The organism is Streptomyces venetus (assembly GCF_039540295.1).
GTDB lineage: Bacteria > Actinomycetota > Actinomycetes > Streptomycetales > Streptomycetaceae > Streptomyces > Streptomyces venetus.
Map to the genome: position 1 here is coordinate 921,176 of NZ_BAABET010000001.1, position 13,493 is coordinate 934,668.

The following is a 13,493-nucleotide window of genomic DNA, read 5'->3' on the forward strand; positions in this document are numbered from 1 at the left end:
GTCGGCTCCCGGCGTCCCGAGGGACGGGACGCCGGTCCGTCGGCCCGTCGGCTCGTCGGTCCCTCTCAGCGGCGGCGGCGTGCGAGGAGCAGGACCCCACTTCCGGTGAGCAGCACGGCGGCGGCCGCGACGACCTTGAGGCCGGTTCCGGTACGGGCGAGCTCCTCGGCGAACGGGAACCGGTCCTCGCGGGGCGGGACGGTGCCCTCGGACTCCGGTGCGGTGGCCTCCGAATCCGGTGAGTCCGGTGTGTTCGGTGAATCCTGGGTGTTCGGTGAATCCGGGTGGGTGTCGGTCCCGCCGTCGTCACCCGTATCGCCGCCGTCGACCGGGTCGCCCCCGTCGATGCCGAAGCGGTAGTCGTTCGACTGTCCGACCCAGTCGCCGTCGTCGTCGTGCCGCTGGACGACGGCGGCGTTGGCGGTGACGTCGTTGGGTACGGCGTCCGAGGTGAGGGCGAGCCGCACCCGCACGGTGACGGTCTTCCCCGGGCCGACGGTGAACCCGGCGAACCGCGCCTCGTCGTCGGCCAGTGCCCCGACGAGTTCGTCCTCGCCGGTCTTCTCGAACCGCACGGTGTGGGACCGCGCCCCGTCGAAGAACTCCAGCCGGGGCTGGGACGGCTCCAGCGCCCGCTTGGCGTCGACGAGCACCACGACGGGATGGATGCCGGTGCAGGTCCGGTCGGTCGTGTTGGTCAGATCGAGGTACCAGGTCCCGAACCCGCCCCCGGCCGCGTAGGAGTCCGGCCCGCCGTGGAGGCGGGTGGTGAGCGGGAAGGTGTGGTCGTCGGGCGCGGCACAGGCGGGCGCCGGGTCGTCCGCGTACGCGGGGTGAGCACCAGGGAGCAGGACGGCGGCTGCCGCCGCCAGGCAGAGGTGAGCGGGCGTGCAGAGTCGCATGGAGATGTGACATTGCCGGTTGAGGACGACCGCAAGCGACAGGGCCCGCGTTGCCCCCCGAACGGCGGTGCGGATCCGCCCGCCCGGCGGACGCCCGGAGCCGGTGCGGAGCGCGCACGCGTCCGCCTCCTCGAACGTTCCCCTCGCCCTCTCCCGGGCATCGGCCCCTTCAGCCATCCCCCCGCCCGAACACCGGCCCCAACACCAGCTCAGCCGCCCCCGCCGCGACGACTCGCGCACCGCCCGCCGCGACGCGTACCGGTACCGCGTCCTGCCCCGTCCGCCGGGCCCTCGCCTCCAGTACCGCGCCGACCCCGCGCACGAAGGGCTCCGGCGCCGCGCCCACCGTGCGGCCGCCCAGCAGGACGATGTCGATGTCCAGGAGCCCCACCAGGTTCGCCGCACCGGCGCCCAGGACCCGTGCCGCCTCCTCCGTGTCGCCGCGTGCCACCGCGGCCAGGCACAGCGCCTCGACACAGCCGCGGTTGCCGCAGGTGCACGGCGGGCCGTCCAGCTGGATCACCTGGTGGCCGAACTCCCCCGCCCCGGTCCGGGCGCCCCGGTGCACGCTGCCCCCGATCACCAGACCGGCCCCCAGCCCCGTACCGAGGTGCAGATAGGCGAAGGAGCCGCCCTCTCCCCCGGCGGCCAGTCCGACTGCCGCCGCGTTGGTGTCCTTGTCGATCACCACCGGCACCCCGAGCCGCTCCGCCAGCGCCTCCCGCAGCGGAAAGCCGTCCCACTCGGGGAATCCGGTCACCCTGTGCAGCACGCCCCGGGTGTGGTCGAGCGGCCCGGGCAGCGCGACGCCCACGCCGAGCAGGGAGCCGGACCCGGTGAGCGCACCGGCCTCGGCGCCCGGGACGGCGGACAGCACCCCGGCCGCCGTCTCCCGCACCGCCGCTGTCACCGCCGCCAGCACGGCCCCCGCCCCGGCCCCCAGGTCCAGCGGGGCCCGCCGCTCCCCCGCCACGGCCCCGCGCAGATCCACCAGTACGACCCGCACCTCGTCCCGGTCCAGGTGCACCCCGACCGCGTGCCCCGCCTCGGGCACGAGCCGCAGCACGGTGCGCGGCTTGCCCCCGGTCGACGCCCGGCGCCCGGCCTCCGCCGCGAGACCGTCCTCCCGCAGCCGGGCCGTGATCTTGCTGACCGCCTGCGGGGTGAGCCCGGTCCGCTCGGCGAGTTCGAGCCGGCTGATGCCGTCGGGCCCGGCCGTCCGCAGCAGGTCGAGCACCAGCGCGGTGTTGTGGCTGCGCAGGGCGAGCAGGTTCACCCCGGCCCCGAGGCCGCGCACCCCTCCCGTCCCTCCTGCCCCGCGCATGCCGCTGACCCCGCCCGTCTGCTCGTCCGCCCTGTTCACGTCCCCATTGTCCCCGGGCGCTTGCACTTTGGAAACAGCGTTGCGAAAGTGGATGCCATGACTGGCACACCCCTGCGCGTCGGCCTCGTCGGCTACGGCCTCGCCGGCTCCGTCTTCCACGCCCCGCTGATCTCCGCCGCCGAGGGCCTGACCCTCGACACGGTGGTCACCTCGAACCCCGAGCGGCAGCAGCAGGCCCGCGCCGAGTTCCCGGACGTACGCCTCGCCGCGACACCGGACGAGCTGTTCGGCCGGGCCGCCGAGCTGGACCTGATCGTCGTGGCGTCCCCGAACAAGACGCACGTGCCGCTCGCGACCACCGCCCTCAAGGCCGGCCTGCCGGTCGTCGTCGACAAGCCCGTCGCCGGCACGGCGGCCGAGGCCCGGGAGCTCGCCGCCCTGGCCGAGGAGCGCGGACTGCTCCTCTCCGTCTTCCAGAACCGCCGCTGGGACAACGACTTCCTCACCCTGCGCAAGCTGCTGGCCGAGGGCGAGTTGGGCGACGTCTGGCGTTTTGAATCGCGCTTCGAGCGCTGGCGTCCGCAACTGAAGGGCGGCTGGCGGGAGTCCGGCGACCCCGCAGAGATCGGAGGTCTGCTCTACGATCTCGGCAGCCATGTCGTCGACCAGGCCCTGGTCCTGTTCGGCCCGGCGGCCACCGTGTACGCGGAGTCGGACGTGCGCCGCCCGGGCGCCGAGGCGGACGACGACACGTTCATCGCGATCACGCACACCAACGGCGTCCGCTCCCACCTCTACGTCTCCGCCACGACCGCCCAGCTCGGCCCCCGCTTCCGCGTCCTCGGCTCCACCGCCGGCTACGTCAAGCACGGCCTCGACCCCCAGGAGGCGGCCCTCCGGGACGGACTGCGCCCCGGCCCCGACTGGGGCGTCGAACCCGAGTCGCTGTGGGGCCGGGTGGGCTCCGGCGAGTCCCCGCTGACCGGCGGCGGCCGCCCCGAACCCACCCTCCCCGGCGACTACCCCGCCTACTATGCGGCCGTGGCGAAGGCCCTGCTGGAGGGCGCCCCGAACCCGGTGACCGCGCTGGAGGCGGCCGCCACCCTGGACGTACTGGAGGCCGCCCGACGTTCGGCCCGCGAGAAGGTGACGGTGACCCTGTGACGCACAAGAGCAACCCCTCCCACCACCAGGAGCTCGGCCCGAAGTTCCAGCCGGAGCTCACCCCGAGCCTGGAGGAACTGGAGAGGGAGGAACGCCGCCTGGTGTTCCGCCAGTTCACGTACGACGACGCCTGGGCGCTCGGCTCGCTCCTCGTGGAGACGGCCCGGCAGCGGCAGGCCCCGGTCGCCATCGACATCCACCGCGCCGGCCAGCAGCTCTTCCACGCGGCGCTGCCCGGCTCCACGCCCGACAACGACGCCTGGATCGCCCGCAAGCGCCGGGTGGTCGAGCGCTACGGCTCCGCGTCCTACCTGGTCGGCGCCCGCTTCCGCGCCAAGGGCACGACGTTCGAGGAGTCCTCGCGCCTCGACCCCGACACCTACGCCGCGCACGGCGGGTCGTTCCCCATCACCGTCGAGGGCGTGGGCGTGATCGGCGCGGTCACCGTGTCCGGACTGCCGCAGCTCCAGGACCACCGGTTCGTGGTGGAGGCGCTGGAGGAGTTCCTGAGCAGGTAGAGCAAGCGCAGTAAAGCAAGCGCAGTAAAGCAAGCGGCAAGCAGAGCAGGCAGGAGCGGTGGCGGCGGAATTACCGACGGGTCCCTCCGGTTGGCACCTGCGGTACGCATGATCGAACACGGCGCCCAACCGGAGGGACCCCACCGATGACCACCCCCCTGAAGGAGACCGTCGGCCGGTACGGCATCTGGAGCGTAGGACTGCGCTCGGAGGACCCGGACCGCCGCGGCGAACTCGCCGAGGCCGCCGCCGAACTGGAGGAGCTCGGCTACGGCGCCGTCTGGCTGGGCGGCAACACCTCCGCCGCCAACGCCGCTCCGCTGATCGAGGCGACCTCGCGACTCACCGTCGGCACCAGCATCCAGAGCATCTGGGAGCACGAGCCGGACGCCACCGCCGCGAGCTTCGCCGAGCTGGAGGCCAGCCACCCCGGCCGTTTCCTGCTCGGCCTCGGCGTCAGCCACGCCAAGCGGGCGGAGCAGTACCGCCGCCCGTACTCGGCCCTGGTCTCCTACCTGGACGGCCTGGACGCCGCCGGACTGCCCGCGCACCGCCGCGTCCTGGCCGCCCTCGGCCCGAAGAGCCTCCAGCTGACCCGCGACCGCTCCGCCGGGGCGATCCCCTACCTGGTCACCCCCGAGCACACCGCCCACGCCCGCGAACTCCTCGGCGAGGGCCCCCTGCTCGCCCCCGAACTGGCGGTGGTCCCGGAGACGGACCCGGCCCGGGCCCGCGCCCTCGCCCGCGAGTTCCTCGGCATCTACCTCCCGCTGCCGAACTACACCAACAACTTCCTCCGCCACGGCTTCACCGAGGACGACCTGGCGGACGGCGGCAGCGACCGCCTGGTCGACGCCCTGTTCGCCTGGGGCGACGAGACAGCGATCCGCGCCAAGATCGACACGTTCTTCGAGGCGGGCGCGGACCACATCGCCCTCCAGGTGGTCGACGACCAGCCACGGGACGCCCTCCCGAGGAAGGCCTGGCGCGACCTGGCGTCAGTACTGGACTGACCTTCCTTTCCCGGGGGCGCGGGGAACTGCGCGACAAGCCCCCCACGGCCCGCAGCCGCCGGGCGAAGCGCAGCTCCCCACCCCTCAGGCGTTTTTGAACTCCTGCCTCTGCCGCCCCAGCCCCTCGATCTCCAGCTCCACGACATCCCCGCCCCGAAGGAACGGCTTCGGCTCAGGCTCCCCCAGCGCCACCCCCGCCGGCGTCCCGGTGTTGATCACATCCCCGGGATACAGCGTCATGAAGTGACTGAGGTACCGCACGACCTCTCCCACCGGGAAGATCTGCTCGGCGGTCGTCCCGTCCTGCTTCAACTCCCCGTTGACCCACAGCCGTAGCGACAGCCGCTGCGGGTCCGGCACCTCGTCCGCCGTCACCAGCCATGGCCCGAGCGGGTTGAACGTCTCGCAGTTCTTTCCCTTGTCCCAGGTCCCGCCCCGCTCGATCTGGAACTCCCGCTCGGACACGTCGTGCGCCACCGCGTACCCGGCGACGTGCGCGAGCCCTTCCGCCGCGGACTCCAGATACCTGGCCGTACGCCCGATGACGACGGCCAGCTCGACTTCCCAGTCGGTCTTGCGGGACGCGCGCGGCACGAGCACCGTGTCGTTCGGCCCGACCACCGTGTCCGGTGCCTTCATGAAGAGCACGGGCTCGGAGGGCGGCTCGGCGCCGGTCTCGCGCGCGTGGTCGTGGTAGTTCAGCCCGATGCAGACGATCTTGCCGATCCGCCCCAGTGGCGGCCCGATCCGCAGCCCGGTGGCGTCCAGGACGGGCAGCTCACCGGCATCGGCGGCGGCACGGACCCGGCCCAGCGCCTCCTCGTCCGCGAGCAGCGCCCCGTCGATGTCCGCGACGACGCCCGACAGGTCCCGCAGGACCCCCTCGGCGTCGAGCAGCGCGGGCCGCTCCGCCCCCGCCGTACCGACTCGCAGCAGCTTCATGATCACGTCTCCCTCGATCGCGGGCGCCCGCCGGAGGCGTGCGGCCCGGATGCGGCGGGGCAGCCATCGGAGGACTGGTCGATCCTCCAAGCTGGGAGTCCACTCCGCAATACCGCGTTCACGGAGTGGACCGTCAGGCCGACGTTGATCAGGAGGGCGGCTCGGGGTGAATGAGGTCGGCGAGGTCGCCCGCTGCGGCCAGTGCCGGGGCGAGCCCGGCGAGCCTTCGGAGCCGGATCGCGTACGCGCGGTGCTGAGTGTCGGTGCCCTCCTCGGCGATGGCCTGGGCGAGTCGGCGTGCCCGATCGATGGCGCCACTGGATACCGAGGTCACGGTGAGGAAGAACGCCCCGGTGATGCCGGTGAGCAGGTCCTGGCGGATGGCCAGGACGCGATGCAGGAGCGGGAGATCTGCCTTGTCGACGGCGGTGAAGGCATGCTCGGCCGCGATGTCCGGGTCCGTGACGATCTCGTAGACCTGGTCGGTGGAGAGGGAGTCTGTGAGCTGGAGGATAGCCAGGTGCTGACCCGCCTGGGGTTCGTCTGGCCTGGCAAGCAGTGCCCGGGCTTCCGGTGTGCTCAGAGTGCTGCGGTGCTCATCCAGAAAGTCCTTGGACTCCGTCCAGGAGGGAGCCGCGATCCACTCGGAGAGCGTCTGTCGGATCTTGTGCTGGTGCCTCGCAGTGTCCAGGACTATGTCGAGTCCTTCGACATCGACGTGTCCGAGGATGTTGATGAGGAAGTCGATGGCCGGTGTCTCGGGGGCGAGCGCCGCTACCAGTTCCAGGTGGTGCCGGAAGCCCGGTTGCCGGAGCAGGCCGGCATGCGCGCGTAGGAAGGCTTCGCTGGTGGGCCAGTCGGTCGCTTGAGCCCATTCGTCGAGCAGGTCCAGGACGCTGTCGGGGAGGAGGTCCACGGCCCAGTCGGGAAGTCGCGGATCCTGGATGCCGAGGCTCGTTGCGACACCCCGTACCTGTTGCCTGGCTCGGCTCAGGGGCGATCGGTCGCCGGCGGCGCAGGCCTGCGCCGCCCGGACCAGCTCTTCGACGGCGAGACCGGAGTCATCGTGTGTGGCGAGGTACGCGGCGTAGTGGGCTCGGAGTTCCGCTTGGGCAAGTGGGTGGAGTCCCGGGTCGGTGAGGGCGTCCTCCCAGGCCGAAGACACTGTGCCCGTCTTGCTCTGCTGGTCGGAGAGATTGTTCAGGGAGTCGGCGAGGTCGCTGAGGTGGGCGGCGGGATTGGCCCGGGCAAGGGAACGGCGGATCTCGACGGCTTCGGTGATCGAAGCGAGCGCCGCCTCCTGATCCCCGACCTCACCCTGCCGGACAGAGAGATTGTTCAGAGACATGGCGAGATCAGGCAGGTGAGCAGCAGGGCTGGCCTCAGCAAGAGTGCGACGAATCTCCACGGCTTCAGTGATCGAAACCAGCGCCGCTCGCCGGTCCTCAGCCTCGTCCTGACAGTTGGAGAGGCTGTCCAGGTACATGACGAGGTCGAGCAGGTGAGCAGCAGAGCTGGCCTCAGCAAGGGTGCGGTGGATCTCCACGGCTTCAGTGATCGAGGCCAGCGCCAACTCCCGCTCCCCGACATCACCCTGCAGGACAGAGAGATTGCTCAGAGACATGACGAGATCAGGCAGGTGAGCAGCAGGGCTGGCCTCAGCAAGAGTGCGACGAATCTCCACGGCTTCAGTGATCGAGGCCAGCGCCAACTCCCGCTCCCCGACATCACCCTGCAGGACGGAGAGATTGTTCAGAGACATGGCGAGATCAGGGAGGTGAGCAGCAGGGCTGGCCTCAGCAAGAGTGCGACGAATCTCCACGGCTTCGGTGATCGAGGCCAGCGCCAGCTCCCGCTCCCCGACATCATCCTGTCGGTTGGAGAGGGTGTTCAAGGACGAGGCGAGGTCAGGCAGGTAAGCGGCAGGGTTGGCCTCAGCAAGAGTGCGGTAGTGGCCGACAGCTTCGGTGATCGAGGCCAGCGCCGCCCGCCGCTCCCCGAGATCACCCTGCCGGATGGAGAGATTGTTCAGGGACATGGCGAGGTCAGGCAGGTAAGCGGCAGGGTTGGCCTCAGCAAGAGTGCGGTAGTGGCCGACAGCTTCGGTGATCGAGGCCAGCGCCGCCCGCCGCTCCCCGAGCTCACCCTGCAGGATGGAGAGATTGTTCAGGGCCCCTGCGAGATTGGGGAGGTAGGCAGCGGGGTTGGCCTCAGCAAGGGTGCGACGGATCTTGACGGCTTCGGTGATCGAGGCCAATGCCGCCCGCCGGTCCCCGCTCTTGCTCTGATGGACGGAGAGATTGTTCAGGGCCCCTGCGAAATCGGGCAGATGGGCAACCTGACCGGCCCTGGCAAGGGCACGGTAGATCTCGACGGCTTCGGTGATCGAGGCCAGCGCCGCATGCCGGTCCCCGGCCTCACTCTGCTGGACGGAGAGGTTGTTCAGGGACGCAGCTAGATCGGGCAAGTACGGAGCAGGGCTCGCCTGAGCAAGGATGCGACGGATCTTGACGGCTTCGGTGATCGAGGCCAGCGCCGCCCGCCGGTCCCCGCTTTCACTCTGCCGGACGGAAAGGCCGTTCAGGGACATGGCGAGATCGGGCAGACAGGCGGCAGGGTCGGCCTGAGCGAGGGCGCGGCAGAGCTCGACGGCTTCGGTGAGGGAAGCGAGTGCCGCCTGCCGGTCCCCGACAGCGGCTTGACGATGGCTGGTGCGCTGGAGCTGTTCAGCGAGGGCAGCGGGTGGGGTCGTCCCATCGCTGCGCAGGATCGACAGACGCCGAAGGTCGGCCTGCAGACCGAGTTCGGGCAGGCCGATCGTGGTGAAGGGGATGGCCTCGGCAAGGTCGTCCAACCAGGGCACCGCCGGCTCGTCGTCGAGTAGCTGATGGAGCGCGGTCAGCGCGGTGCCGCCTTGTTCCGCGGCGACGTGGAGGACGGGTTCCCAGCGGTCCACACCAGCGCTGACCCAGGCCTTCACCATGCGTGTGGCGCTGTCGGGCGCGGCCATGGCGGCGCGGTTGAGCTGGAGCAGCGCGGCCTGGAGACGATCGTCGTCCAACCCGTCCAGGATGCCGGGGAGCAGGTCTTCGTCGTCGTGGAGCTGCTGGAGGGTGAGGTGGTCCGCGATGGGGTCCGGGCGCAGGACGAGAGGTTCGTCGGGGCCGGGTTGCAGACAGGTCGTCAGGGTGGTGCGGACGGTCTCGCGCCATTCGGCGGCGTCGGCAAGCTCCTCCACGGCCCGCAGTGCGACGTTGATCTCCTTACGCGTTGTGGGTGCGCGCAGGGTGAGGCTGGCGACGGCACGGTTGAGGACGTCGAGGGGCGCGTCCGCGTCGCGGCCCAGCCTCGCGTTCTTCCTGTAGGTCTGGGCCCAGTAGGTGTGTTCATGGGTGAGGACTTCTTCGTAGAGCTCCTCACGGGTGGTGGGCAGCCGGCCGGGGCTGCGTGCGGCGAGCAGGGCCAGCAGGACGTGGTCGAGGGTGGTCCAGTCGGTGGGGGCGGCCCGGTCGACGGCATCGAGGTCGAGGTCGTGATCGGGGCCGCGGTGGAAGACGCCGGCGGCTCGGCGGAAGAGGGCGGCGCCTGCGGGGTGTTCGGGCGGCAGGTGCAGAGGGGCGCTCTCGCGGACGAGGTGGCCGTCACGGTTCCACGCCTTCTGCAGGGCGGTGAGCCACTGGCCGTCGACGGCACGGGCGGTCATGACGACGATCGCGGGTGCGGCACCGCGGTCGGTGCGGCGTTTGAGGATGGTCAGGAGGTGTTCGGCGTCGGCGGTTCTGGCGTCGGCGTAGTCGAGGACGATGAGGGTCGGTGAGACCACGGTGCCGAGCCAGTCCCGCCCGGTCGGGCGCTCGCGCAGGTAGCCGGTGTACCAGCCGTGCTGGGTGGCCAGTTGGTCGGCGAGTTCCAAGGCGAGCCGGGTCTTGCCCGCGCCGCCGACGCCGTGGACGACGGTGACGCCGGTGTGAGGCCCCGCGGCCACCGTGTGGCACCAGTCGGTGAGGATGGTCAGCTCGTCCCGGGCCTGGAAAGGCACCACTCTGTGCTCGGCCCGCAGCGCCTGCAGGGGCCGGTGGACCTGCGGGTCCAGGTCCACGTACGGCGGGCGCAGCGGCTGGTCGTCGGGGCGGTCGGCCGGGGTGTGGGTGTCGCGTTCGCGCCAGGCGCGGCGGATGTCGACCGCCAGGCGCCAGGTCCAGTCACGGGCGTAGCGGGCGCCGGCGGCAGCCGCCTCGGCGAAAGCGGCACCGGTGCCGAGGACGGGTGAGGTGGGCAGGGCGCGCGCGACGCCGACCGGGTCGATCAGCAGCAGCGGCCTCGACGGTCCCGTCAGGTCGGTCTGGACGAGTTCGTCGAAGCCGTCGGGGCGACTGGCCCACACGTCCGCGTCCGGCAGCCGGATGCCGTCGTGGTCAGGGTCGTCGATCCACACCCCGAGCAGCGCGTGGGCTGCACGTCCCGGCTGAGGTGGGTCGAGGACGAGGACGAGGGGATGCAGACCGGAGTGGAGGCATGCCCCGGCCAGGATCAGGGCGAGGTCCAGGCAGGTGGCGTGCCTCGGGCACCACAGCACCTCGCCGGGCTGGCGGATGACCTGGCGGCCGGGATCGTCGGAGGGCGCTTCGTGGGAGTAGGTGATCCCGGCACCGGCCACCGCCTCGTAGACGGCCTGGGCCTGTCCGAGTCGGCTGTCGGCAGGGGGCCCGGGCAGGTGGAGCAGGGCGGCGACCTCGTCGGGCAGCACGTACTTGGCCAGCGCGGCCGGTTCCCCTTCGAGGGACCAGCGGGGCCACGAACCGGTGGACGTGAGGGCTCTCATGGGGCCACCACCGCGAAGGTGTCGGACGCCGACAGGTCACCGACGCCGGGCACGGCCCGCACACTCACCCGCACGTCGTACAGGCCGGGCTCCGGGCCGGGCAGTTCGGTGACGTAGCCCCCTCGGTCGCCATCCCATTCCAGCCGCCTCTCCGCGATCACGGCCCGGGGTCCGTGCGCCGGGCGCAGAGAGGCCCAGACCGCGAGCCCGCCTGGGCCGGTGGTGGCCTCCGGCGGCAGGCCGTCACCGCGCAGCCGCACCTGGAGCGGGATCGCGGAACCCTGCGCGTGGAGTTCGTCCAGGTCCAGGCCGAGGGCGGCCTCGCGTTCCTTGCCGCGGGCCGCGGACAGCCTCTGCCGTTCCTCATAGACCTGGACCAGGCCGGGGATCCAGTCGGCGCCGACGATCGGGCCGTGGCGGTCGCGGGCCCGCCAGCCGGAGGTGTCGTGGCCGTCCATCTCCACCGGGACGGCGGAGATCGCCGGTACGGTGCCGTCGCCGTGGTCCTCCTCCCAGCCCGCCAGCTCCAGCCAGTCCGGCAGCTTCTTGCTGACCTTCAGTGCGCGGCCGTCCCACACCGCCGAGCCCGCGGTGCGGTGGCTCCAGCCCAGCCGGGGCACCACCTGTGGCTCGGCGCCGCTGCGCGGCATCGCCTGCCACGCCTGCTCGATCTCCTCGTGCAGCGCGAAACCCTGCTTCGCCGGCGAGCGCAGGCCGCCCAGGGGCACATCGTGGGGGTAGAGGGGAGCCGCGGAGGCTGTGTCCCAGACCATCGGGTAGCGGGGCAGCAATTCGCTGACCGACGGCCACTGGCCCAGCAGGTCGCTCACCGAGGCCAGCCGGACCCCCGCCACCCGTACGCCGTTGGCCAGCAACTGCAAGGCCTTGGGGGCACCTCGGTGAGGTGTGCCCAGGGTGATCAGGGCCCGGCACAGCGGCCAGCCTTCCAGCGGGCCCAGCCAGTACCGGGCGACCAGACCGCCCATCGAGTGGGCGACCACCACGACCCGCCCCGCCCGCTCAGACGGGGCGAGATCCTTCAGCCGGTCATGGACGTCGGCCGCGAGCAGCTTCGCGGCATGCCTGACGCCGAGGCGGAAGTCGTACGGGAACAGCACCACGTTCGCGGCCGGGTTCCGCCGATCCGGATGCCCTGTGTCGACGACCGCACCGGGCAGGGCCTGGAGGTTCGCCACCAGCCGTTCGTAGCCGGGGACGACGGTCCAGCCCGGCAGCAGCCGCTTGGAGGCGATCAGCCCCACCGCCCGCAGCGGTTCGTCCACCGCCAGTCGGCCCGGCCGGGACAGCAGGCCGGCGATGTCGCCGAAGCCCGCGTCCCAGACCACCTTCGACCGCTCAGCACCTTCCTCGGGCCGTTCCAGCACGCTGCCACCGATTCCGGGCAGCACGTACACCAGATGCCTGCGTCCCATTTCCCCCCGCTTCCCACCCGGGCCATGCTCCACGGCCCGCGCCCTGCGGGTTCTTCTACCAGTAACAGGCATCCATACGCCGGAAGTTCCGGGAATATCATCCTTTCGAAACTCCTCGGCTTGCACTGTCTATGCAGACCTGGCCTATGCAGACCCGGCCGGCGACTACCGGTACCGGCGACTACCGGTAAAGGACAGCCCGCTCCACCACACTCCACGTCGTACTGGTCACCACGTACAGCGCGGCGGCCAGCGGCACCACCGCCACGGTGACGAGCGTGAAGAAGGACATGAACGGCATCACCTTGGTCACCGCCCCCACGCCCGGCATCTGCTCCCCGCCACTGACCTGCACGGCCGGGTTGGCCGCCATCATGCGCTTGCTCAGCCGGAAGCTGAACGCGGCGACCCCGGCGACGATCACGAACAGCCCGGCGTACACGAGCCCCGCACCACCGAAGGGGCCGGCCTGGAGCGCGTCCGCCCACCGTCCACCCAGCGGCGCGGCCAGCAACTGGTGACCGAGCAGCGCGTTGGCCTCCCCGCCGATCGTGTCGCTGGAGAACAGGTGGTAGAGCAGGAAGAACGCGGGCACCTGGAGCAGCCCGGGCAGGCAGCCGGCGAGCGGCGACACCTTCTCCTCGGCGTGCAGTTCCAGTACGGCCCGCTGGAGCTTCTCGGGGTTCTTCCCGTGCTTCTTCCGCAGCTCGGCGATCTTCGGCTGGAGCGCGGTCCGGGCCTTCTGGCCGCGTGCGGCGGCCCGGGACAAGGGGTGGACGAGGAGTCGTACGAGCGCGGTGAACAGGACGATCGCGGCGGCGGCAGCGGAGGCGCCGAACAGCGGCTGAAGGAGGTCGGCGAGCTGCTCGACCAGGTGGGCGAAGACGGACATGGGTGAGCCCTCCGGGGGTCTCGTCGTGCCGGAAGCAGTGCATGGCGGCATGACGACCCGCGCGGGGTCAGCTAGGTGGAAGCGCCCCTACGCGACGGTCGCCCGGAGGGCGTGACCGGGTGCCCGGGGCCGGGTGCGCCCCCTGGCGTCGGGGTCGCGTTGAGGCAGGAAGGCCGTACGGAGATCACGGTCGCGGATGGCCGTACGCACACGGGTGCGCGGCACGACGGGCGCGCAGCGCGAGCCGACGACGACACACACCGCGAGCGCGGCCGAGGCCGCGGCGGTGGCGGCGAGGGCGACGGTGGCGTAGAGGCTGCCGGTGTCGAGCAGGGCCACTTCCACGACCAGGAAGAGCAGCACGAGAGCGGGACGCAGACTCGCCCAGCTCCGGTTCATCGACTGCCCTCCCTCTCGTACGTCCGTATGCCCTGCTGTCGGTTATACAGGATCACTCTCCCGTGCGGGCCCGGGACTTCGTAC

General features: G+C 71.6%; 10 protein-coding genes. 3 read left to right on the top strand and 7 right to left on the bottom strand.

The window, feature by feature from the left end; all coding sequences use genetic code 11:
• Nucleotides 1-65: 65 nt before the first annotated feature.
• Both ABEA82_RS04000 and ABEA82_RS04005 read right to left on the bottom strand, forming a co-directional pair.
• Entirely contained in the window at nucleotides 66-902 is an 837-nt protein-coding gene (locus ABEA82_RS04000; RefSeq protein ID WP_345659932.1) for a hypothetical protein, read from the bottom strand.
• A gap of 169 nt (nucleotides 903-1,071) precedes the next feature.
• Nucleotides 1,072-2,226 (bottom strand): ROK family transcriptional regulator, encoded by a 1,155-nt coding sequence (locus ABEA82_RS04005; protein WP_345660117.1) that lies wholly within the window; start codon nucleotides 2,224-2,226, stop codon nucleotides 1,072-1,074.
• A gap of 96 nt (nucleotides 2,227-2,322) precedes the next feature.
• Between ABEA82_RS04005 and ABEA82_RS04010 the strand changes: the two genes are divergently transcribed.
• The 3 genes from ABEA82_RS04010 to ABEA82_RS04020 all read left to right on the top strand — a co-directional run bounded on the left by ABEA82_RS04010 (nucleotide 2,323) and on the right by ABEA82_RS04020 (nucleotide 4,921).
• Nucleotides 2,323-3,390 carry a Gfo/Idh/MocA family protein gene (locus tag ABEA82_RS04010; protein ID WP_345659933.1) on the top strand — a complete coding sequence of 356 codons (1,068 nt, stop codon included), beginning with the start codon at nucleotides 2,323-2,325 and terminating at the stop codon, nucleotides 3,388-3,390.
• Nucleotides 3,387-3,908, top strand: coding sequence for a heme-degrading domain-containing protein (locus ABEA82_RS04015; RefSeq protein WP_345659934.1), 522 nt, complete (start codon nucleotides 3,387-3,389; stop codon nucleotides 3,906-3,908). Before ABEA82_RS04010 ends, ABEA82_RS04015 begins: the two co-directional genes overlap by 4 nt.
• Nucleotides 3,909-4,054: 146 nt before the next feature.
• Nucleotides 4,055-4,921, top strand: coding sequence for an LLM class F420-dependent oxidoreductase (locus tag ABEA82_RS04020; RefSeq protein WP_345659935.1), 867 nt, complete (start codon nucleotides 4,055-4,057; stop codon nucleotides 4,919-4,921).
• A gap of 84 nt (nucleotides 4,922-5,005) precedes the next feature.
• Here the strand turns inward: ABEA82_RS04020 and ABEA82_RS04025 are convergent, their stop codons facing one another.
• The 5 genes from ABEA82_RS04025 to ABEA82_RS04045 all read right to left on the bottom strand — a co-directional run bounded on the left by ABEA82_RS04025 (nucleotide 5,006) and on the right by ABEA82_RS04045 (nucleotide 13,409).
• The gene (locus ABEA82_RS04025) at nucleotides 5,006-5,863 is read right to left on the bottom strand and encodes a fumarylacetoacetate hydrolase family protein (RefSeq protein ID WP_345659936.1); all 858 of its coding nucleotides are present in this window, start codon (nucleotides 5,861-5,863) and stop codon (nucleotides 5,006-5,008) included.
• A 148-nt stretch (nucleotides 5,864-6,011) separates the two neighbouring features.
• Nucleotides 6,012-10,685, bottom strand: a complete 4,674-nt coding sequence (locus ABEA82_RS04030) for a hypothetical protein (protein WP_345659937.1) — start codon at nucleotides 10,683-10,685, stop codon at nucleotides 6,012-6,014.
• The gene (locus ABEA82_RS04035) at nucleotides 10,682-12,118 is read right to left on the bottom strand and encodes a lipase/acyltransferase domain-containing protein (protein WP_345659938.1); all 1,437 of its coding nucleotides are present in this window, start codon (nucleotides 12,116-12,118) and stop codon (nucleotides 10,682-10,684) included. The genes ABEA82_RS04030 and ABEA82_RS04035 overlap by 4 nt, the downstream gene beginning before the upstream one ends.
• 181 nt (nucleotides 12,119-12,299) lie before the next feature.
• Nucleotides 12,300-13,010 carry a YidC/Oxa1 family membrane protein insertase gene (locus ABEA82_RS04040; RefSeq protein ID WP_345659939.1) on the bottom strand — a complete coding sequence of 237 codons (711 nt, stop codon included), beginning with the start codon at nucleotides 13,008-13,010 and terminating at the stop codon, nucleotides 12,300-12,302.
• 87 nt (nucleotides 13,011-13,097) lie between these two features.
• Nucleotides 13,098-13,409, bottom strand: a complete 312-nt coding sequence (locus tag ABEA82_RS04045) for a DUF6412 domain-containing protein (protein ID WP_345659940.1) — start codon at nucleotides 13,407-13,409, stop codon at nucleotides 13,098-13,100.
• Nucleotides 13,410-13,493 lie beyond the last annotated feature (84 nt).